Genomic DNA, 21,526 nt, shown 5'->3' with positions numbered 1-21,526 from the left:
CGAACAATATATTGGAAAGAATCAATAGGGAGCTATATTCTTTTTTGCATTGCCAGCCCTGGCAGCCTTTCCTCCCCGAGGTCCCGCGTGAAATCTGCTGTCGCTCCGCTTGCTCAAGAAGTACCGCCCACCGCCCTCGATGAAGTGGTGGCACAGCTCAACGAGCAGTACATCGAAAAAGGCACCCCGATGTTCATGCGCACGGTGCTGGCGCTGTTCTCCGGCGGTTTCGCCACTTTCGCCCTGCTCTACTGCGTACAGCCGATGATGCCGGCGCTGTCCCACGAGTTTTCCATCAATGCCGCGCAAAGCAGCCTGATTCTCTCGGTGGCCACCGGCATGCTTGCCATTGGCCTGCTGATCACCGGGCCGATTTCCGACACCCTGGGGCGCAAGCCGGTGATGGTTGCCGCGCTGTTCTGCGCCGCACTGTGCACCATCGCCAGCGGCTTGATGCCAAGCTGGGAAGGCATCCTGCTGATGCGCGCACTGGTGGGCCTGTCCCTCAGCGGCCTGGCAGCGGTGGCCATGACCTACCTGAGTGAAGAGATCCACCCGCAACACATCGGGCTGGCCATGGGTTTGTACATCGGTGGTAACGCCATTGGCGGCATGAGCGGGCGCTTGATCATCGGTGTGCTGATCGACTTCGTCAGTTGGCACACGGCGATGCTGATCATCGGCGCCCTGGCGCTGATCGCAGCCACGGTGTTCTGGAAGATCCTCCCCGAATCGCGCAACTTCCGCGCCAGCACCCTGCACCCGCGCAGCCTGGTGGACGGCTTCACCATGCACTTCAAGGACGCCGGCCTGCCGTGGCTGTTCCTCGAAGCCTTCGTGCTGATGGGCGCCTTTGTGACGATGTTCAACTACATCGGCTACCGCTTGCTGGCGGACCCGTACGATTTGAGCCAGGCCGTGGTAGGCCTGCTGTCGCTGGTCTACCTCTCGGGTATCTACAGCTCGGCGAAAATCGGCTCCCTGGCCGACCGCCTGGGCCGTCGCCGAGTGCTGTGGGGCACCATCGTGCTGATGCTCGGCGGCATCGCCCTGACGCTGTTTACCCCGCTGTGGCTGGTAGTGCCCGGCATGCTGATCTTCACCTTCGGCTTCTTCGGCGCCCACTCGGTGGCCAGCAGCTGGATCGGCCGCCGCGCACTGAAAGCCAAGGGCCAGGCGTCTTCGCTGTACCTGTTCAGTTACTACGTGGGGTCGAGTATTGCGGGGACGGCGGGCGGTTTCTTCTGGCACTACGCCGGGTGGAACGGGATTGGCGGGTTTATCGTCGCGCTGTTGATCGTCGCGTTGCTGGTGGCGTTGAAGCTGGCGAAGTTACCGCCGTTGCAGGAAGCCAAGGCTTAACCAGCGCTTACAAAAAAGCCCGGCATCTGCCGGGCTTTTTCATTGCCGCGCGATCACTCGTGATACTGCGCCGACAACTCGTGCACCGCCCGCAGGAACGCGCCTGCGTGCTCCGGATCAACTTCCGGAGTAATGCCGTGGCCAAGGTTGAACACGTGACCACTGCCTTTGCCGTAGCTGGCGAGGATGCGGCCCACTTCAGTACGGATGGCTTCCGGCTTGGCGTACAGCACGGTCGGGTCCATGTTGCCTTGCAGCGCAACCTTGTTGCCCACGCGGCGACGGGCTTCGCCGAGGTCGCAGGTCCAGTCCAGGCCCAGCGCGTCGGCGCCGGCGTCGGCGATGCTTTCCAGCCACAGGCCGCCGCCCTTGGTGAACATGATCACCGGCACCTTGCGGCCTTCGTGTTCGCGGATCAGGCCGCTGACGATCTTGCGCATGTAGGCCAGGGAGAACTCCTGGTACGCCGCCGCCGACAGGTTGCCACCCCAGGTGTCGAAGATCTGCACCGCCTGAGCGCCGGCCATGATCTGGCCGTTGAGGTAGGAGGTGACCGACTGCGCCAGCTTGTCCAGCAGCAGGTGCATGGCTTGCGGGTTGTCGTACAGCATGGCCTTGGTCTTGCGGAAGTCTTTCGACGAGCCGCCTTCGACCATGTAGGTGGCCAGGGTCCACGGGCTGCCGGAGAAGCCGATCAGCGGCACGCGGCCGTTCAGCTCGCGGCGGATGGTGCTGACCGCATCCATGACGTAGCCCAGGTCCTTGTGGGGATCGGGGATCGGCAGGGCTTCGATGTCGGCCAGGGTGCTGACGACTTTCTTGAAACGCGGGCCTTCGCCGGTTTCGAAGTACAGGCCCTGGCCCATGGCATCAGGGATGGTCAGGATATCGGAGAACAGGATGGCCGCATCCAGCTGTGGATAGCGGTCCAGCGGTTGCATGGTGACTTCGCAGGCGAACTCCGGGTTCATGCACAGGCTCATGAAGTCGCCGGCGTGGGCGCGACTGGCGCGGTATTCCGGCAGGTAGCGACCGGCCTGGCGCATCATCCACACAGGGGTGACGTCCACGGGTTGCTTGAGCAGGGCACGAAGGAAACGGTCGTTCTTGAGGGCAGTCATGTCGGCATCCGCAAAAAAAGTGCGGGCATTTTCTCAGAGCGCGACGCAAAAGGCACGGCAAGAGCCGTGCCTTTTGTCTATCGGGTCAATTTGTCGCGGATATGAAAGCGCCACAAAACAAATGTGGGAGCGGGCTTGCTCGCGAAAGCGGTGGGTCAGCCAACACATTTGGTGACTGATATACCGCATTCGCGAGCAAGCCCGCTCCCACATTTTGATCCCATTTCAATCCGGGATCGGGGTCAGACCTGCAGGTAATCCAGGATCCCTTCGGCGGCGTTGCGGCCTTCGAAGATGGCCGTCACTACCAGGTCAGACCCGCGAACCATGTCGCCACCGGCGAAGATTTTCGGGTTGCTGGTCTGGTGTTTGTACTGGCCTTGTTCCGGGGCTACAACGCGGCCCTGGCTATCGGTCTGGATTTCGAACTGCTCGAACCAAGGCGCCGGGCTTGGGCGGAAACCGAAGGCGATGACCACGGCGTCTGCCGGGATGATCTCTTCGGAACCCGGGATCGGCTCGGGGCTGCGACGGCCACGGGCATCCGGTTCGCCGAGACGGGTCTCGACCACTTTCACGCCTTCGACACGGTCTTCACCGACGATAGCGATCGGCTGGCGGTTGTAGAGGAATTTCACGCCTTCTTCCTTGGCGTTCTTCACCTCTTTGCGCGAACCCGGCATGTTGGCTTCGTCACGACGGTAGGCACAGGTCACCGACTTGGCGCCCTGGCGAATCGAAGTGCGGTTGCAGTCCATCGCGGTATCACCACCGCCCAGCACCACGACCTTCTTGCCTTTCATGTCGACGAAATCTTCCGGCGACTTTTCAAAGCCCAGGTTGCGGTTGACGTTGGCGATCAGGAAGTCCAGAGCGTCGTACACGCCCGGCAGGTCCTCACCGGCAAAGCCGCCCTTCATGTAGGTGTAGGTGCCCATGCCCATGAACACGGCATCGTATTCTTCGAGCAGTTGCTCCATGGTCACGTCCTTGCCGATTTCGGTATTGAGGCGGAACTCGATACCCATGCCGGTGAAGACTTCGCGACGATGGCTCAGAACGGTTTTTTCCAGCTTGAACTCGGGGATGCCGAAGGTCAGCAGGCCACCGATTTCCGGGTTCTTGTCGAACACCACCGGGGTCACGCCGCCACGTACCAGCACGTCGGCACAGCCCAGGCCCGCCGGGCCCGCGCCGATGATCGCGACGCGCTTGCCGGTCGGCTTGACCTTGGACATGTCCGGGCGCCAGCCCATGGCGAACGCGGTGTCGGTGATGTACTTCTCCACCGAACCGATGGTCACCGCGCCGAAGCCGTCGTTGAGGGTGCACGCACCCTCGCACAGACGGTCCTGCGGGCACACCCGGCCGCACACTTCCGGCAGGGTGTTGGTCTGGTGAGACAGCTCGGCGGCGGCGAGGATGTTGCCCTCGGCCACCAGCTTCAGCCAGTTCGGAATGAAGTTGTGCACCGGGCACTTCCATTCGCAATACGGGTTACCGCAACCCAGGCAGCGGTGGGCCTGGTCGGCCGAGTGCTGGGGTTTGAAGGGCTCGTAGATTTCCACGAACTCTTTCTTGCGTTGACGCAACAGTTTCTTCTTCGGATCTTTGCGCCCGACATCGATGAACTGGAAGTCGTTATTCAGACGTTCAGCCATGTTAAAACCTCATCAAACTCTTCAGGCGCATATCACTGCGGGTTGGCACGGATGCTGGAAAGCAACGATTTCAGGTTGGCAGCCTTGGGCTTGACCAGCCAGAAACGACGCAGGTAGTCATCGAGGTTTTCAGCGAGGTTGCGACCCCATTCGCTGTTGGTTTCCTCGACATATTCGTCCAGCACATGCTGCAAGTGGTTGCGATAGGATTCCATCGCTTCGCCGCTGATCCGCTGGATCTCCACCAACTCGTGGTTCACCTTGTCGACGAAGGTGTTGTCCTGGTCGAGCACGTAGGCGAAACCGCCGGTCATGCCCGAACCGAAGTTGTAGCCGGTCTTGCCCAGCACCGCGACAAAACCACCGGTCATGTACTCGCAGCAGTGATCGCCCGTGCCTTCAACCACGGTGTGGGCACCGGAGTTACGCACTGCGAAACGCTCACCGGCCGTGCCCGCGGCAAACAGCTTGCCGCCGGTTGCGCCGTACAGGCAGGTGTTGCCGATGATGGCACTGTCTTGAGTCTTGTAGACGCTGCCCACTGGCGGGACGATCACCAGCTTGCCGCCGGTCATGCCCTTGCCCACGTAGTCGTTGGCGTCGCCTTCGAGGTACATGTTCAAGCCACCGGCGTTCCATACGCCGAAGCTCTGGCCAGCGGTGCCCTTGAAGCGGAAGGTGATCGGCGCCTTGGCCATGCCCTGGTTGCCGTGCTTGCGCGCGATTTCGCCGGAGATGCGTGCGCCGATGGAACGGTCGCAGTTGCAGATATCCAGGGCGAATTCGCCGCCGCTTGCGTCGTTGATCGACGAAGTGGCCATCTCGACCATCTTCTCGGCCAGCAGGCCCTTGTCGAACGGCGGGTTGCGGTCAACCTGGCAGAACTGTGGCTTGTCGGCCGGGATGTGATCGCTGCCCAACAGCGGCGTCAGGTCCAGGTGCTGTTGCTTGGCGGTCTGGCCTTCGAGGATGTCCAGCAGGTCGGTACGGCCGATCAGCTCTTCCAGGGAACGCACGCCCAGCTTGGCCAGCCACTCACGGGTTTCTTCGGCGACGTAGGTGAAGAAATTCACCACCATGTCGACGGTCCCGATGTAGTGGTCCTTGCGCAGCTTCTCGTTCTGAGTGGCCACGCCGGTGGCGCAGTTGTTCAGGTGGCAGATGCGCAGGTATTTGCAGCCCAGGGCGATCATTGGCGCGGTGCCGAAGCCGAAGCTTTCGGCGCCGAGGATTGCAGCCTTGATCACGTCGAGGCCGGTTTTCAGGCCACCGTCGGTCTGCACCCGGACCTTGCCGCGCAGGTCGTTGCCGCGCAGGGTCTGGTGAGTCTCGGCCAGGCCCAGTTCCCACGGCGCACCGGCGTACTTGATGGAGGTCAGCGGCGAAGCGCCGGTGCCGCCGTCGTAGCCGGAGATGGTGATCAGGTCGGCATAGGCCTTGGCCACACCGGCGGCGATGGTGCCCACGCCGGCTTCCGCGACCAGTTTCACCGAGACCAGGGCCTGCGGGTTGACTTGTTTCAGGTCGAAAATCAGCTGCGACAAATCCTCGATCGAGTAGATGTCGTGGTGCGGCGGCGGCGAAATCAATGTCACGCCCGGCACTGCATAACGCAGCTTGGCGATCAGGCCGTTGACCTTGCCGCCTGGCAGTTGCCCGCCTTCGCCCGGCTTGGCGCCCTGGGCAACCTTGATCTGCAGCACTTCGGCGTTGACCAGGTATTCCGGGGTTACACCAAAACGGCCAGTGGCGACCTGCTTGATTTTCGAGCTCTTGATGGTGCCGTAGCGCGCCGGGTCTTCACCGCCTTCGCCGGAGTTGGAACGCGCACCCAGGCGGTTCATGGCTTCGGCCAGGGCTTCGTGAGCCTCAGGCGACAAGGCGCCCAGGGAAATACCGGCGGAGTCGAAACGCTTGAGGATCGATTCCAGTGGCTCGATCTCGCTGATGGCCAGCGGCGTGTCCAGGGTTTTCACCTTGAACAGGTCGCGGATCATCGACACCGGGCGGTTATCCACCAGCGCGGTGTATTCCTTGAACTTGGCGTAGTCGCCTTGCTGCACGGCGGCTTGCAGGGTGTTGACCACGTCCGGGTTGTAGGCGTGGTATTCGCCACCGTGCACGAACTTCAGCAGGCCGCCTTGCTGGATCGGCTTGCGCGCGCTCCAGGCTTCGGCGGCCAGGGCTTTCTGCTCGGCTTCGATGTCGACGAAACGCGCACCCTTTATGCGGCTCGGCACACCACGGAAGCTCATCTCGCAAACTTCTTCCGACAGGCCGATGGCTTCGAACAATTGCGCGCCGCGGTAGGACGTGACGGTGGAGATGCCCATCTTCGACAGGATCTTCAGCAGGCCCTTGGTGATGCCTTTACGGTAGTTCTTGAACACCTCGTAGAGGTCGCCCAGCACTTCGCCGGTACGGATCAGGTCGCCGAGTACTTCGTAAGCCAGGAACGGATACACCGCCGAAGCGCCGAAGCCGATCAACACCGCAAAGTGATGCGGGTCGCGGGCGGTGGCGGTTTCAACCAGGATGTTGGAATCGCAACGCAGGCCCTTTTCGGTCAGGCGGTGGTGTACCGCGCCGGTGGCCAGGGAAGCGTGGATCGGCAGCTTGCCCGGGGCGATATGGCGGTCGGTCAGCACGATTTGGGTACGGCCGGCGCGAACGGCTTCTTCCGCCTGATCGGCGACGTTGCGCACAGCGGCTTCCAGGCCGAGGCTCTCGTCGTAGTTCAGGTCGATGATCTGCCGGTCGAAGCCCGGGCGATCCAGGGTCATCAACGAGCGCCACTTGGCCGGGGAAATGACCGGCGAGCTGAGGATCACGCGGGAAGCGTGCTCAGGCGATTCCTGGAAGATGTTGCGCTCGGCACCGAGGCACACTTCCAGGGACATCACGATGGCTTCGCGCAGCGGGTCGATCGGCGGGTTGGTCACCTGGGCGAACTGCTGGCGGAAATAGTCGTACGGCGTGCGCACGCGCTGGGACAGCACGGCCATTGGCGTGTCATCGCCCATGGAGCCGACGGCTTCGTAGCCCTGCTCGCCCAGTGGGCGCAGCACCTGGTCACGTTCTTCGAAAGTGACCTGGTACATCTTCATGTACTGCTTGAGCTGGTCGACGTCGTAGAAGGCAGAACCGTGGTCGTTGTCTTCCATGGTTGCCTGGATGCGCAGGGCATTCTTGCGCAGCCATTGCTTGTACGGATGACGGGACTTCAAGCGGTTGTCGATGGCATCGGTGTCGAGAATCTGACCGGTCTCGGTGTCCACGGCGAGGATCTGGCCCGGGCCAACACGGCCCTTGGCGATCACGTCTTCCGGCTTGTAGTTCCACACGCCGATTTCCGACGCCAGGGTGATAAAGCCGTTGGTGGTGGTCACCCAGCGCGCCGGGCGCAGGCCGTTACGGTCGAGCAGGCACACGGCGTAGCGACCGTCGGTCATTACCACGCCGGCCGGGCCGTCCCACGGTTCCATGTGCATCGAGTTGTACTCATAGAACGCCCGCAGGTCGGGGTCCATGGTCTCGACGTTCTGCCACGCTGGCGGAATGATCATGCGCACGCCACGGAACAGGTCGATGCCGCCGGTGACCATCAGTTCGAGCATGTTGTCCATGCTGGAGGAGTCGGAACCCACGCGGTTGACCAGCGGGCCGAGCTCTTCCAGGTCCATCAGGTCGTTGGCGAACTTGGTGCGACGGGCCACGGCCCAGTTGCGGTTGCCGGTGATGGTGTTGATCTCGCCGTTGTGGGCGAGGAAGCGGAATGGCTGGGCCAGCGGCCATTTCGGCAGGGTGTTGGTGGAGAAGCGCTGGTGGAACACGCAGATTGCGGTTTGCAGGCGCTCATCGCTCAGGTCTGGATAGAAGGCGGTCAAGTCCGCCGGCATCATCAGGCCTTTATAAATGATGGTCTTGTGGGAAAAGCTGCAGATGTAGTGGTCGGTGTCGGCGGCATTGGCCACGGACGAGCGACGACGAGAGGTGAACAGCTTGATCGCCATGTCCTGGTCGCTCAGGCCGTCGCCTGCGATGAACACTTGTTCGATCTGCGGCAGGCGCTCCAGGGCCAGGCGGCCGAGTACGCTGGTGTCGATCGGCACTTTGCGCCAGCCGACGAGCTGCAGGCCAGCGGCCAGGATCTCGCGGTTCATGTTCTCGCGAGCAGCTTCGGCTTTTACCGGGTCCTGGTTGAAGAACACCATGCCCACAGCGTACTGCTTGGGCAAATCGGCGCCGAAATGTTCCTTGGCGACTGCGCGCAGGAACTGGTCGGGCTTTTGAATCAGCAAGCCGCAACCGTCACCGGTCTTGCCGTCGGCGTTGATCCCACCGCGGTGGGTCATGCAGGTCAGGGCCTCGATGGCCGTTTGCAAAAGGGTATGACTGGGCTCGCCCTGCATGTGGGCTATCAGGCCGAAACCGCAGTTATCCTTGAATTCATCGGGTTGGTACAGACCTGCTTTCATAGACACTTTCTCACCAGGCTGCCTCTTATTCCGAGGCAAATTTCTTTTCAATTCAACCGGTTACCTTCCACGCCGAACGTACGCCGGCTTAGCGGGGGCAAAAGGGAGGTCATTGTACACACCGACACAGACGCTCACAAATTTAGCGACGAAATGTCGCAAATCTATGTCGCATTTATGAAAGGTTTAAAGCGATATGCTGTGCTAGTCAAAACTTTTTTAATTTTGACCGCTACGACTCAAAAGCCACTGTGACGCAGACACCACAAAGCGCGCGGCCTTCAGGGCTGCACGCTGTGTTGTTTTTTTTGAGGTGCCGAGAGGGCGGCCTGGGTAAGGCCGCCGGATCTTCAGCGAGTTGTTGCCAGTTCTTGTTGAACGCTGGCGACAGTGCGAGGCCAAGGTTTACCAGCCTGAACCTTCGCTGGCAAGGCCTTGATAGCGGATTCCGCTGCTGTACGGCTGGAGAAGTTGCCGTAAGTGATCACGTAGAGAGGCTTGCCGTTGAGCACTTTCTTGAAATAACGGTACTCGCCGCCCTGCTCTTTCACGAACGCCTGGGCGTTGGCTTCGGAGCTGGTGCCGAGGATCTGCACCACGAAGTTACCGGTAGGCTGGCTGGCATACCAGCTGCTGCCGGCAGCGCCAGTCGCGGCCTTGGCCACAACGGCCGGTTTTTCGGCAGGCTTGGCGGCTGGAGCCGGCTTGGCCGCAGGCGCCGGGGCGACTGGCTTGGCAACAGGCGCAGGCTTGGCAGTGGCGACCTGGGCTGGCGCTGGCGTCGGCTTGGCCGCTGGCTGACCGGCTGGCACGCCCGCAGGTGGCGCGGTGGTGGTCACGGTCGGCGGCGTGGCGCTGGAGCCTTCCACGGGCACCCCATCGTCGCCTTCGGAGATGCCGCCAGCTTCTTCGGCGAGCGGGCCGCGCATCACCGGTTGGCCGACCATTGGCAGGTTGGTGGGTTGGCCGGAGTTGGCAAACTCAACGTTCGGTGTTGGCTTGCCCAGTGGCAACTGCGCCTGTTCGGTTGGCGCGCCAGCGGTGGTCGGTGCCTTGTTGCGACCTGGAATCAACCAGGCGGCAGCGACGGCAACCACGACAACGGCAGAAATTGCCAATACGTGCTTCTTCGGCATAGTAAACCCCATCTTTGGACGCTTTACCGCTGAGCGGCTGGCAATCATGGCTTCGATCATGGCATCCCGGGCAACCTGGTTGATGGTGCCAGGCCAGCCGTCGGAGCTTTCGTGAATATCAGAGATCTGCGAAGCGGAGAAAAGTTCGATGCCCTGCCCTGCGCCTTCCAGCCGCTGGGCCAGGTATTCGCGGGTTTCTTCTTCTTCGTAAGGCTGCAGTTCGATGACGTGGAACAGCTCCTGCTCGCCGCTGATCTGTTCAAGCTCGGCAATCAGCGAAGACTCGCCAAACAGGAACACATGCGGGCGCCCTTCAGGCGTACCGGCCGCCAGGGCCAGCAACGCTTCCAGGGCAGATTCGTCGAGCTGCTCGGCGTCATCCACCAGCAGGTAGACTTCCTGGCCGGTCAGGCCCAGTTGCACCACTTGCTTGAGGATCGCATTCGGCTCGGCAGTGGACACGTCGAGGGCCTGGGCCACTTGACGCAACACGCCTGCCGCATCACCGGCACCACGGGCGGAAACCACCACGCTCTGTACCGATTGCTTGTTGGTGCTGGCCACCAGTGCCTGGCGCAGCAAGGTCTTGCCGCTGCCCAATGGGCCGGTGACCACCAGCAGCAACTGGCTGTAGCGCGCCAGGTGGTGCAGTTGTCCCAGCACCGGCTTGCGTTGCGCAGGGAAAAACTTGAAACCAGGCACCCGAGGAGCAAAAGGGTCGTGGCTTAACTGGTAATGGCCGAGGAACGCCTCGTCGGCATGCAAACTAGTCATCGGGATCTTATTAACCTTTAAGCTGGGCCAGGGCGCGGTAATCCGCTCCCAGCGTGGCCTGTAAAATCTCTTTCGGATAATCGTCGGTCACTACCGCTTCGCCCATTCGGCGCAACAGCACCAGTCGCAGTCGACCGTCGATCACTTTCTTGTCTATTGCCATATGTTCGAGAAAATCTGCCTCGGTCATCTCCTCGGGAGGAATGACCGGCAACCCGGCGCGCTGGAACAGGCGGATCCCGCGATCACGCTCCTGGGCGCTGATCCAGCCCAGGCGTTGCGACATCTCCAATGCCATCACTGTGCCAGCCGCTACGGCCTCTCCATGCAACCACACACCATAGCCCATGTGGGTCTCGATCGCATGGCCGAAGGTGTGGCCGAGGTTCAAGGTGGCGCGCACGCCGGACTCACGCTCGTCGGCATTCACCACCAGCGCCTTGGCGGCGCAGGAGCGGGAAATCGCTTCGGTGAGTGCCACCTGGTCGAGGGCGCGCAGGGCGTCGACGTGTTCTTCCAGCCAGGTCAGGAACGGCTCGTCGCAGATCAGCCCGTACTTGATGACTTCCGCCAGGCCCGCCGACAGCTCGCGGGGTGGCAGGGTATTGAGGGTGGCAGTGTCGATCAGCACCACATTCGGCTGATAGAACGCGCCGACCATGTTCTTGCCCAGCGGGTGGTTGATGCCGGTCTTGCCGCCCACCGACGAATCGACCTGGGACAGCAAGGTGGTCGGCACCTGGATAAAGTCCACGCCGCGCTGATAGCAGGCGGCTGCAAAGCCAGCCATGTCGCCGATCACACCGCCACCCAGCGCCACCACCGTGGTGCGCCGGTCATGACGGGCCGTCAGCAGGCCATCAAAGATCAGTTGCAGGGTTTCCCAGGTCTTGAAGGCCTCGCCGTCCGGCAGCACCACCGAGATCACCGAGTACGCCGCCAGGCTGCGGCTCAGACGCTCAAGATACAGCGGCGCGACCGTTTCATTGGAGATGATCGCCACTTGCCGCCCGGCAATATGCGGTGCGAGCAACTCGGGCTGGTCCAACAAACCTTCGCCAATATGGATCGGGTAGCTGCGCTCGCCAAGATCGACCTTAAGTGTCTGCATGTGTCCCCGCGTTGAAGATGAAAGCAGGCGTCCTGCCCTACATTAACGTTGTCGGCAACGTCGGGATCTGACGCTGCCTGATGGCTCTACGCCACAACTCGGACGGTCATGACGCGCCGCCGAGGATAGCGCATTTCGGCCCTGGCTTTAACGGGGTGGCAACTGTGCCAGGCGCTCGAGAATGTCGAGAACCACCATTCGTGGCGGCCGCTCATCGGTTTCCACCACCAGATCGGCGATTTCCCGATAAAGCGGGTCGCGCAGCGTCAGCAGGTCCCGCAGGGTTTTTGCCGGGTCGGCGGTGCGCAGCAATGGGCGATTGCGGTCGCGAGCGGTGCGGCCCACCTGCTGCTCGACAGACGCGTGCAGATAAACCACGCGACCGCCGGCGTGCAGCGCCCGGCGGTTCTCGTCGCGCATCACTGCGCCACCGCCGGTGGCCAATACCACGCCATCGCAGCCGCACAGTTCGGCAATCATCGCCTGCTCGCGGTCGCGAAAGCCCAGTTCGCCTTCCTTATCGAAGATCCACGGGATATTGGCGCCCGTGCGCAATTCAATTTCCTTATCGGAGTCTTTGAATGGCAGGCGCAGCTCTTTGGCCAGCAAACGGCCGATGGTGCTTTTTCCAGCCCCCATCGGTCCTACAAGAATCAAATTTCGCACAGAATCAACGACTCACAGCAATCGCCTGGTTATTCATAATACGCGGAGTCAGGAATACCAGCAGCTCGGATTTTTTCTCCGAAACCACATCCCGCCGGAAAAGGCGGCCAAGATACGGCACATCGCCCAAAAATGGCACTTTATCTACCACTTTGCTTTGAGTATTGGAGAAAACCCCGCCGATCACGATGGTCTCCCCGTCCTTGACCAGCACCTTGGCATTGACCTCGTTTTTCTTGATCGGCGGCACATCGTTGAGCCTGTTCAGGTAGTCGGGCTCGTCCTTGGTGACCTTGACCTCCATGATCACCCAGCCGTCCGGGGTGATTTGCGGCGTCACTTCCAATGACAAGGAGGCCTCCTTGAACGACACCGAGGTCGCGCCGGTGGAGCTGGACTCCTGATAGGGAATCTCGGTGCCCTTGAGGATTCGCGCGGTTTCCTTGTCGGAGGTGACGACCTTGGGCTGCGAAACGATTTCACCATTGCCGGTTTTTTCCATGGCGGTCAGTTCCAGGTCCAGCAGCAGGTTGTCGGTGATAAACGCGACACCCAGGCCGGCGCTGCCGTTGACCGCCCCCAGGTCCACAAACGGCGAGCTGGGCGGGGTTTCAGGCGGCTCGGTGCCTTCGGCCAGCGGTTTCCTGATCCCGCCAGCGCTCCAGTTACCCCGATTCAGTTGCCCGCCCCAGCGCACGCCAAGGCTTTTGTCGTAATCCACATTGGCCTCGACGATCCGCGCCTCGATCATCACCTGCCTTACCGGAATATCCAGTTGCGCCACAATCGTGCGCAGCTCCTCCAGCCGCTCCCGGGTCTGGTAGGCGATGATGTTGTTGGTGCGGTCATCCACCGCCACCGAGCCGCGCTCATCGGTGGCGCCTTCCAGGCCCACGGCCGACTGGAAGAGCTTGGCCAGGTCCGACGCCTTGGCGTAATTGACTTGCAGCAACTCGCGGCGCAGCGGTGCCAACTCAGTCATTTGCTTGCGCGACTCCATCGCCAGCAACTCGCGGGCGGCCAACTCCTCGGCCGGCGCGACCAGCAGCACATTGGCCGTCACACGCTTGTCCAGCCCCTTGGTTTGCAGCACCAGGTCCAGGGCCTGGTCCCAGGGCACGTCCTTGAGGCGCAGGGTGATCGAACCCTGCACGTCGTCGCTGGTCACCAGATTGAGGCCGGCAACGTCAGCAATCTGCTGCAGCACCGCGCGCAACTCGATGTTCTGGAAGTTGAGGGACAGCTTGTCCCCGGTGAATGCCACGCGTCCGGTACTCAGGGGCGCATTGCCAGGTGGCGGCAGGTGAATCAAGTCGATTCGATTGGGCACAGCCATGACCATCGGTGCCGTGAACGCTATCCATAGCGCCACACCGAAGGACGAAAAAGTCCTTTTCATTGTTTGTTTCCGTTATGAGTTCACGTTCAGGGCAAGGGTTTGCGAGCGTTCCAGCCACGCGCCCTGGCCATCCGGGAAAAGCTCGGCCAGTTCGACATGGGAGTCATGAATCGCCGTGATGCGCCCGTGGTCCGGGCCCAGGTAATCGCCGATTGCCAGCCGATGGACAGACGACACTCCGCGCAGCAGGGCGAAGGTTTGAGCCCCCAGGGACAAGGTCCCGACCATTTCGAACTGCTCCACGGCGAAGCCTTCGAGGATTCCGCGAGGCCTGGCGAGATCAGGTCCGGCAGCCGGTCGCCCGGCGGGTCGAACCAGTTGGCGAGAGGGCGGCTGGAAAGGGTCGCGCAAGGCTGCAAAATCGTACGCCACTTGCTGCGGCCCGGGCTCGGCGACAGCCTGTGCCGGCGGGTGCAAATCAACCTCCAGGTCATCGCCCGCCTGGCGGTTGTGACGATAGGTCCTGGCTACCAGACTGAGATGCAACACCGAGGGATCGACAGGACTGAATGCCAAGTCATGCACCGTGACAATTCCCGGCAAGCTGGCCATGCCGTCGATGAACGCCGCCAGGTCGTGAAAAGTCCCGGTGACGCCAATCTGCATGGGCGATTCGATGTACAGGGCGCGAGGCTGGTCATCCCGAAGTTCGATGGCCTCCAGCACCAAGCCATTGGCGGCACTCAGGCGGCCAATATCTTCAAGCAGGCCGGGTACCTGGGTGTCGGCAGGCAACCGCCGTAACAGGTTGGCGAAATGGCCTCGCGTTGTTTCGAGTTCGCGGACGAGGGACTCCAGGCCGGCAGCCTGGCTGGTTTTCAGCGCGACCTGCTGTTCAAGCGCCACTTCCTGCGACTCAAGCTGGCGCAGTTGCTCCCGCGCTCCACTCAAGTAGAAGGCATTGCCCACTGCCCACAGCAGGCAAACCACCGCGCCAGCCAGCAACGCCTTGCCCGGCAAGGGCCAGTTGGCGGCGTTCTGGCAGAGCTGGGTTATATCGGATTCCGTCAGCCCTGGCAGGCCTGACGCCCCTCTCATTGGCGCACCTCATCCGAGTGACCATGGCGAACCGTCAACTGGAAGCCATTGTCGTCGCCCTCCTGCGCGCCGCGAACCCGTTGAAGCCGGGGCGCTTCCAAGTCTTCGGCAGCTTCGAGGCCTCGCATGAACTGAGCAATGTCCCGGTTCGATCCGGCCGTGCCGCTGATGGAAACAGAACCGCCGTCGACGCTCACTTCGCGCAACTGCACCCCCTCCGGCACGGCGCGGGCCAACTGGTCCAGCAACTGAGCACCCGCCGCACGATCGTCCTGCAAACCCTGCACAACTTTCATCCGTTCCATCAACTGCTGGCGCTGCTCATGCAGTTCGTCGATGGCCTTGATCCGCGAGTCGAGCCCGGTGACACCCTGGCTCAACTGGTTATTGCGGGCCAACTGCCGATCGATTGCACGGTCGATCACCTGGTCTGCCAGCCAAACCGCAGCCAGCGCCACCGCTGCAGCCCCCGCCAAAAACACCAGAAAATATTTGCGCCGCCGCTCATTCCGTTCTGCGCGCCACGGCAACAGGTTGATTCGTGTCATCAGTCGAAACTCCTCAGGGCCAGCCCGCAGGCCACTCCCATTCCCTGGGCATCCACGGCCCATTGCGCGCCATCGACACGACGGCCCGGCGTGATGCTGTCCGAAGCCTGCCTGCCCGCGCGAGCCAATGCAAATGCTTCGACATCCACTATCCGCGTCGCCAGCCCCGCAAGGGCCAAAACCGCCTCACGGGCCTCCACCTGTTCCTTGAGGCAGGCAACCAGCAGCACATCGACGCTTTGCGGGTCATGGGCCGACGGGCCCTGCACCTGGAAGTCGATAGCCACATCCTCCAGCGGATAAGGAATGTACTGGTCTGCTTCCCCATGGATTCGACGCACCATTTCAGCATCCGTCAGCCCCGCGTCCATCTCCAGCACGCGGGTAATCACCGAGGGCCCTGCCACGGCCACGGCGGCATGCCTGAGTGATGTATGCGCCTGTACCAGCGCCCGGGAAAGTGCCTGCGCGACGGCATCGAAATCAACCACGCTGCTGTCGACCACCGCATGGGCCGGCAACTGCTGCATGGCGTAGCCCCGCACGCTGTAGCCAGTGCCTGAAGCCTCCAGCTCCACCAGCCTGACGCCGGTGTCATTGATGTCGATACCCAGGACGGCATCGGCTTTTCGCCTGAAAAATCCCTTTCTCATAAAACTCCCCAAAACTTTCCCTGTCTTACGGACTGATTGCTGCCAGGCTTCCTGCATTCGGTCGGCTTGTATGAGCGGCGCGAATGACGCCCGAAGCCGAAAAATGCTTTAATGCCCAGCGTTTTTTCCCGCGTTTATCTGCTGGCCGGGTCGATCCACCACTTGCCGTGCATGCCCCGACGCCTAACCCATTCTTTTCCTTGGAAATCCAAAAGCCTTGATTCGTCTGCTGAAGTTTTTCGGGTACTCCATTGTCGCGATCGTCTGCGGGCTGATGCTCGTGCTCAGCGGGGCCTATCTCTACCTTAGTCCGGGTTTGCCCTCCGTAGAGGCCCTGAGAAGTATCCAGTTGCAGATTCCTTTGCGGGTCTACAGCAGCGATGAAAAACTGATCGCGGAGTTCGGCGAAATGCGCCGCACACCGATCCGTTTCGCCGACATTCCACCCAATTTCATCAACGCCCTGCTGTCGGCTGAAGACGATAACTTCGCCAATCACTATGGCGTCGACCCAAGCAGCCTGGTGCGGGCGGCCACGCAATTGGTCAAAAGCGGACACATTCAATCCGGTGGCAGCACCATCACCATGCAGGTGGCGAAGAACTTCTTCCTGACCAGCGAACGCAGCTTTTCCCGCAAAGCCACGGAAATCCTCCTGGCGTTGCAGATCGAACGTCAGCTGACCAAGGACGAGATCCTTGAGCTGTACGTCAACAAGATCTATCTGGGCAACCGCGCCTACGGCATCGAGGCGGCTTCACAGGTTTACTACGGCAAGTCGATTCGTGACGCCAGCCTGGCGCAGATGGCGATGATTGCCGGCCTGCCCAAGGCGCCTTCGCGCTTCAACCCGCTGGCCAACCCGGCGCGCAGCAAAGAGCGCCGCGACTGGATCCTGGGCCGCATGTACAAGCTGGGCAAGATCGACCAGGCCGCGTACGAAAGTGCGGTGGCCGAGCCGCTGAACGCCAGCTATCACGTGCCGACCCCGGAAGTGAATGCCCCGTATATCGCCGAAATGGCCCGTGCCGAGATGGTCGGCCGCTATGGCAGCGAGGCGTACACCGAAGGTTTCCGCGTGACCACGACGATTCCGAGCAACCTGCAGGAAATCGCCAACAAGTCGGTACACGATGGCCTGGTCGCCTATGACCAGCGCCATGGCTACCGCGGCCCTGAATCGCGCCTGCCGGGCAAGACCCTGAGCGCCTGGACCGTCGAGCTGGGCAAACAGCGCCCGATCAGCGGCCTTGAACCCGCCATCGTCACCCAGGTGAAGAAAGATGGCGTGCAGGTACTGACGCGCACCGGCGAAGAGCATGTGTCGTGGGACAGCATGAAATGGGCCCGCCCGTTCCTGAACACCAACAGCATGGGCCCGATGCCCAAGCAGCCGTCGGACGTGGCCCAGGTCGGTGACCTGGTTCGCGTGCAGCGCCAGAAGGACGACAGCCTGAAATTCAGCCAGGTGCCGGTGGCACAGGGCGCCCTGGTGTCGCTTGACCCGCAGAACGGTGCAATCCGTGCCCTGGTCGGCGGCTTTGCCTTCGAGCAGAGCAACTACAACCGCGCCACCCAGGCCAAGCGCCAGCCGGGTTCCAGCTTCAAGCCGTTCATCTACAGCGCTGCACTGGATAACGGCTACACCGCCGCCAGCCTGGTCAACGATGCACCGATCGTGTTCGTCGACGAGTACCTGGACAAAGTCTGGCGCCCGAAGAACGACACCAACACCTTCCTCGGCCCGATCCGCGTCCGCGAGGCGCTGTACAAGTCGCGTAACCTGGTGTCGATCCGCCTGCTGCAGGCGATGGGCGTAGGCAAGACCATCGACTACATCACCCGCTTCGGCTTCAACAAGTCGGACCTGCCGCCCAACCTGTCCCTGGCACTGGGTACCGCCACGCTGACACCGATGGAAATCGCCACCGGCTGGAGCACCTTTGCCAACGGCGGCTACAAGATCACCCCGTACCTGATCGACAAGATCGAAAGCCGTAGCGGCGAAACCCTGTTCACCGCCAACCCGCCACGGGTACCGGGCGACGTGGTCAATGGCGTCGCGGCCACTGACGGCCAGGCAGCACCGGCCAACGGCGGCATCACCATCGAGCCGACGCCAGGCGAAGCCCCGGCAGCCGGCGCTCCCGCCGCACCACAAGCGCCGGCGGTAGCCGAACGCGTTGTGGATGGCCGTACCACCTACATCCTCAACAGCATCCTGGAAGACGTGATCAAGAAAGGTACGGGGCGTCGCGCCCTGGCCCTGGGCCGTGCCGATATCGCCGGCAAGACCGGTACCACCAACGATTCCAAGGATGCCTGGTTCTCAGGCTACAACGCCGACTACGTGACCACCGTATGGACCGGTTACGACCAGCCGGAAAGCCTCGGTCGCCGGGAGTTCGGCGGCACTGTCGCGCTGCCGATCTGGATGAGCTACATGGGCGCCGCGCTGAAGGATATGCCGCTGCATACCCAGCCGGAACCGGAAGGCATCCTGAGCCTGCGGATCGACCCGGTCAGCGGCCGTGCAGCAGCGCCGAGCACGCCGAATGCGTACTTCGAGCTGTTCAAGAGCGAGGACACGCCGCCGTCGGTCAACGAACTGGGCAACGGCGTTGCACCGGGCAGCCCGCTGCCGGCGGACGAGGCGGCGCCGATCGACTTGTTCTAACACGCAGTTCCAATGTGGGAGCGGGCTTGCGAAAGCGGAGTATCAGGCTCACATGGGCCGACTGACACACCGTCTTCGCGAGCAAGCCCGCTCCCACAGTTGGATCACCGCCAGGCTCGAGCCAATTGCCAGCCACAAAAAAAGCCCCGACTCGCAAGAGCCGGGGCTTTTTGGTGGTGCGCTACAACGGCTTAGCCGTTGAACACATCATCCACGCTTTGCAGCGGGTAGTTCTTCGGATACGGCAGGGTGGCCACACCCGTCTCGATTGCGGCTTTGGCCACGGCATCGGAGATCAGGGTGATCAGGCGCTTGTCCATTGGTTTCGGGATGATGTACTCACGACCGAATTCCAGCTTGATGCCGCCGTAGGCGTCGCACACTTCCTGAGGAACCGGCAGTTTGGCCAGTTCGCGCAGGGCGTTGGCGGCCGCGACTTTCATCTCTTCGTTGATGCGCTTGGCGCGAACGTCCAGGGCACCACGGAAGATGAACGGGAAGCCCAGTACGTTGTTGACCTGGTTCGGGTAGTCCGAACGGCCGGTGGCCATGATCACGTCGCTACGGGTGGCGTGGGCCAGCTCCGGAGAGATTTCCGGATCCGGGTTGGAGCACGCGAACACGATCGGGTTGGCCGCCATGGACTTGAGGCCTTCGGCGCTCAGCAGGTTCGGGCCGGACAGGCCAACGAACACGTCTGCACCGTCCAGGGCGTCAGCCAGGGTACGCTTGGAGGACGGATGCGCGAACATCGCCTTGTACTGGTTCAGGTCGGTACGCTCGGACTGCACAACGCCCTTGCTGTCGACCATGTAGATGTTTTCCAGCTTGGCGCCCATGCTCACCAGCAACTTCATGCAGGAGATGGCCGCGGCGCCGGCGCCCAGGCAAACGATCTTGGCTTCGCCAAGGGTTTTGCCGGCGATTTCCAGGGCGTTGATCATGCCGGCCGCGGTAACGATCGCGGTGCCGTGCTGGTCATCGTGGAATACCGGGATGTCGCACTGTTCGATCAGGGCCTTTTCGATCTCGAAGCACTCAGGTGCCTTGATGTCTTCCAGGTTGATGCCACCGAAGGTGATGGAGATGCGCTTTACGGTGTCGATGAAAGCCTGCGGGCTCTCGGAATCGACTTCAATATCGAATACGTCAATGCCGGCGAAGCGCTTGAACAGCACGCCCTTACCTTCCATGACTGGCTTGGAAGCCAATGGGCCGAGGTTACCCAGGCCGAGGATCGCGGTGCCATCAGAGATCACTGCAACCAGGTTGCCTTTGCCGGTGTACTTGTAGGCCAGTTCAGGATCGCGGGCGATTTCACGTACGGGCTCGGCAACGCCAGGGCTGTAGGCCAGCGACAGGTCGCGGGCGGTGGCAGTGGCTTTGGTGAGCTCTACACTCAGCTTTCCTGGACGAGGATGGGCATGATATTCGAGAGCGGCAGTTTTCAAATCAGACATATCGGCATTCCGCTTTTACTGTTGGTCGACGGACCGCCGAGGATACGCGTGTCGCAAAGTCCCCACAAGACTGGGCAGTCACAGGTGTCAAGGGCCCTGCCCTACGACTTTTGGCCAAGAGCCACGGGATACAAGGGCTCAACTGTTCACAATCGACCTGAAAAATGTCTACAATTTTTTCTTACGGCGCCTGCTCGAGCATGCCGGGATCGGTCAGTGGCAACAGCCAGCGTGCCTGGCCCTTTTCCAGGCCGCCGCGTCGGGAGCGGTCCAGCACCCAGCCGCGGGCTTCGATGGACTGGCCCTGCAAACCCTTCAACAGTGCACTGTCGAATCGGCCCACCAGATTGGGTGCGATGCGCAGTACCAGTGAGCCCTGCAACTCAATCCAGACTCCGCCGCGATTGCGTTCGATTTTGCTCACTCGGCCGTTGACCACGGCAAAGCCCGAGCGCTGGATGTTCGCCGCATCGACCACCGGTGACCGGCGCCACACCCCCAGCCGGGCCTGCCGGGCGCTGCGTTCGGCGGCTTGCTGGCAGGCCACCAGTTCCACATTCGGCGCGACCGCCACCTGGAAGCCAAGGCCTTCGGCGAGCAACTGCGCTTCCAGATTTGCTCCATTGGCACCGTAGAGATGGGCCAGGGTGCGGCCGTAACGGTCCTTGCTCTCCCGTCCGGGCACCACGCCAACGCGCCCACCGCTCGCATCCACCAGACTTTGCAGGCGCTCGCGAGCGGCCACGGCGAAGGGCTCGTCAGTGCGCCCCTGCTTGCCGGTTTCCGGGGCATTGACGCCGATCATGCGTATGCTGCGGCCATCCTTGAGGCGCACGGTGTCACCATCTACTACCCGCTGCACGTCGAAGATCGCGACATCGCCGAGCGCCGGGCAGAACACCTCGGCCTGGGCGGGCGCCAGCCAAATCGCAGACACAAAAAAGGCGCCCACAAGGGACGCCTTTTTCATCAGCGAGGACAAGCCATACAGGCCATCCAAGCGGACCAGCCTTACTCGGCTTTAGGAGCAGCTTTAGCGCCGAAAGCACCGAAGCGGGTCTTGAAGCGGTCAACACGGCCGCCAACATCCAGAGTCTTCTGCTTACCGGTGTAGAACGGGTGGCACTCGTTGCACACGTCGATTGGCAGAGCTTTGCCGAAAGTCGAACGGGTTTCGAACTTGTTACCGCAGCTGCAGGTAACGTCGATGGCAACATAGTTTGGATGGATATCGGCTTTCATGGTGTATTCCTCAGGCTAGCGTGCCGCCAATCAACACTATTGTTGAATACCGCACGTAATTAGGCCGCGGATTCTACCAGACCTTTTTAAACGCGCAAGAAGCACAACGGCCCCTTTCATCAGAAAAGCGCGGCATACACAAGGCCCTGTGGGAGCCGGGCTTGCCCGCGATGCAGGCGCGGCGGTGCCTCAGGTGCACC

General features: G+C 61.8%; 15 protein-coding genes. 2 read left to right on the top strand and 13 right to left on the bottom strand.

The genetic code is table 11. The features are described 5' to 3' along the window. The first annotated feature begins 144 nt into the window (after nt 1-144). A complete protein-coding gene (locus HX814_RS14110) occupies nt 145-1,362 on the top strand; it encodes an MFS transporter (protein WP_371132458.1) in 1,218 nt (405 codons plus the stop codon). A gap of 53 nt (nt 1,363-1,415) precedes the next feature. Here HX814_RS14110 and hemE read toward each other — a convergent pair whose 3' ends face one another. The 10 genes from hemE to pilM all read right to left on the bottom strand — a co-directional run bounded on the left by hemE (nt 1,416) and on the right by pilM (nt 15,947). Beyond that, nucleotides 1,416-2,483 carry a uroporphyrinogen decarboxylase gene (gene hemE, locus HX814_RS14105; protein ID WP_087692524.1) on the bottom strand — a complete coding sequence of 356 codons (1,068 nt, stop codon included), beginning with the start codon at nt 2,481-2,483 and terminating at the stop codon, nt 1,416-1,418. A 242-nt stretch (nt 2,484-2,725) separates the two neighbouring features. Continuing rightward, on the bottom strand, nt 2,726-4,144 hold the full coding sequence (locus HX814_RS14100; protein ID WP_003209353.1) for an FAD-dependent oxidoreductase: 1,419 nt from the start codon (nt 4,142-4,144) through the stop codon (nt 2,726-2,728). Between the two features lie 32 nt (nt 4,145-4,176). Beyond that, the gene (gltB, locus tag HX814_RS14095; protein ID WP_003209351.1) at nt 4,177-8,622 is read right to left on the bottom strand and encodes a glutamate synthase large subunit; all 4,446 of its coding nucleotides are present in this window, start codon (nt 8,620-8,622) and stop codon (nt 4,177-4,179) included. A 350-nt stretch (nt 8,623-8,972) separates the two neighbouring features. Further along, a complete protein-coding gene (locus HX814_RS14090) occupies nt 8,973-10,532 on the bottom strand; it encodes an SPOR domain-containing protein (protein ID WP_003209350.1) in 1,560 nt (519 codons plus the stop codon). A gap of 10 nt (nt 10,533-10,542) precedes the next feature. Next, nucleotides 10,543-11,643, bottom strand: a complete 1,101-nt coding sequence (aroB, locus tag HX814_RS14085) for a 3-dehydroquinate synthase (protein WP_003209346.1) — start codon at nt 11,641-11,643, stop codon at nt 10,543-10,545. Between the two features lie 147 nt (nt 11,644-11,790). Next, nucleotides 11,791-12,309: a shikimate kinase AroK gene (gene aroK, locus HX814_RS14080; RefSeq protein ID WP_003209345.1), complete on the bottom strand. Its 519-nt coding sequence runs from the start codon at nt 12,307-12,309 to the stop codon at nt 11,791-11,793. Nucleotides 12,310-12,313: 4 nt separating this feature from the next. Beyond that, nucleotides 12,314-13,651: a type IV pilus secretin PilQ gene (locus HX814_RS14075; RefSeq protein WP_177008353.1), complete on the bottom strand. Its 1,338-nt coding sequence runs from the start codon at nt 13,649-13,651 to the stop codon at nt 12,314-12,316. A 69-nt stretch (nt 13,652-13,720) separates the two neighbouring features. Beyond that, on the bottom strand, nt 13,721-14,746 hold the full coding sequence (locus tag HX814_RS14070; RefSeq protein WP_177008290.1) for a pilus assembly protein PilP: 1,026 nt from the start codon (nt 14,744-14,746) through the stop codon (nt 13,721-13,723). Next, nucleotides 14,743-15,294, bottom strand: coding sequence for a PilN domain-containing protein (locus HX814_RS14065; RefSeq protein ID WP_003209339.1), 552 nt, complete (start codon nt 15,292-15,294; stop codon nt 14,743-14,745). Before HX814_RS14065 ends, HX814_RS14070 begins: the two co-directional genes overlap by 4 nt. Beyond that, nucleotides 15,294-15,947, bottom strand: coding sequence for a type IV pilus biogenesis protein PilM (gene pilM / locus HX814_RS14060; protein ID WP_087692533.1), 654 nt, complete (start codon nt 15,945-15,947; stop codon nt 15,294-15,296). Before pilM ends, HX814_RS14065 begins: the two co-directional genes overlap by 1 nt. A gap of 220 nt (nt 15,948-16,167) precedes the next feature. On the opposite strand from pilM, the gene HX814_RS14055 reads away from it, so the two are divergent. Continuing rightward, the gene (locus HX814_RS14055) at nt 16,168-18,624 is read left to right on the top strand and encodes a penicillin-binding protein 1A (protein WP_371316571.1); all 2,457 of its coding nucleotides are present in this window, start codon (nt 16,168-16,170) and stop codon (nt 18,622-18,624) included. Between the two features lie 191 nt (nt 18,625-18,815). Here HX814_RS14055 and HX814_RS14050 read toward each other — a convergent pair whose 3' ends face one another. The 3 genes from HX814_RS14050 to rpmE form a co-directional block, all read right to left on the bottom strand. Next, nucleotides 18,816-20,084: a malic enzyme-like NAD(P)-binding protein gene (locus tag HX814_RS14050; protein WP_003209334.1), complete on the bottom strand. Its 1,269-nt coding sequence runs from the start codon at nt 20,082-20,084 to the stop codon at nt 18,816-18,818. A gap of 181 nt (nt 20,085-20,265) precedes the next feature. After that, nucleotides 20,266-21,054 carry a thermonuclease family protein gene (locus HX814_RS14045; RefSeq protein ID WP_177008352.1) on the bottom strand — a complete coding sequence of 263 codons (789 nt, stop codon included), beginning with the start codon at nt 21,052-21,054 and terminating at the stop codon, nt 20,266-20,268. A 41-nt stretch (nt 21,055-21,095) separates the two neighbouring features. Continuing rightward, nucleotides 21,096-21,326 (bottom strand): 50S ribosomal protein L31, encoded by a 231-nt coding sequence (gene rpmE / locus HX814_RS14040; RefSeq protein WP_003209330.1) that lies wholly within the window; start codon nt 21,324-21,326, stop codon nt 21,096-21,098. Nucleotides 21,327-21,526: the final 200 nt, after the last annotated feature.

The sequence above is a fragment of the Pseudomonas sp. C8002 genome, assembly GCF_013385765.1.
In the GTDB taxonomy this organism is placed as follows: domain Bacteria; phylum Pseudomonadota; class Gammaproteobacteria; order Pseudomonadales; family Pseudomonadaceae; genus Aquipseudomonas.
Note: the sequence above shows the minus strand (reverse complement) of the source record. Positions and strands in the feature narration are given on the sequence as shown.

What these genes read in the sequence shown, in the direction of transcription:
- gltB (WP_003209351.1), bottom strand. Translation starts at nt 8,622, where the DNA reads ATGAAAGCAGGTCTGTACCAACCCGATGAATTCAAGGATAACTGCGGT.
- HX814_RS14090 (WP_003209350.1), bottom strand. Translation starts at nt 10,532, where the DNA reads ATGACTAGTTTGCATGCCGACGAGGCGTTCCTCGGCCATTACCAGTTA.
- HX814_RS14070 (WP_177008290.1), bottom strand. Translation starts at nt 14,746, where the DNA reads ATGAGAGGGGCGTCAGGCCTGCCAGGGCTGACGGAATCCGATATAACC.
- pilM (WP_087692533.1), bottom strand. Translation starts at nt 15,947, where the DNA reads ATGAGAAAGGGATTTTTCAGGCGAAAAGCCGATGCCGTCCTGGGTATC.
- rpmE (WP_003209330.1), bottom strand. Translation starts at nt 21,326, where the DNA reads ATGAAAGCCGATATCCATCCAAACTATGTTGCCATCGACGTTACCTGC.
- HX814_RS14050 (WP_003209334.1), bottom strand. Translation starts at nt 20,084, where the DNA reads ATGTCTGATTTGAAAACTGCCGCTCTCGAATATCATGCCCATCCTCGT.
- HX814_RS14065 (WP_003209339.1), bottom strand. Translation starts at nt 15,294, where the DNA reads ATGACACGAATCAACCTGTTGCCGTGGCGCGCAGAACGGAATGAGCGG.
- HX814_RS14075 (WP_177008353.1), bottom strand. Translation starts at nt 13,651, where the DNA reads ATGGTCATGGCTGTGCCCAATCGAATCGACTTGATTCACCTGCCGCCA.
- HX814_RS14100 (WP_003209353.1), bottom strand. Translation starts at nt 4,144, where the DNA reads ATGGCTGAACGTCTGAATAACGACTTCCAGTTCATCGATGTCGGGCGC.
- aroB (WP_003209346.1), bottom strand. Translation starts at nt 11,643, where the DNA reads ATGCAGACACTTAAGGTCGATCTTGGCGAGCGCAGCTACCCGATCCAT.
- hemE (WP_087692524.1), bottom strand. Translation starts at nt 2,483, where the DNA reads ATGACTGCCCTCAAGAACGACCGTTTCCTTCGTGCCCTGCTCAAGCAA.
- HX814_RS14045 (WP_177008352.1), bottom strand. Translation starts at nt 21,054, where the DNA reads ATGAAAAAGGCGTCCCTTGTGGGCGCCTTTTTTGTGTCTGCGATTTGG.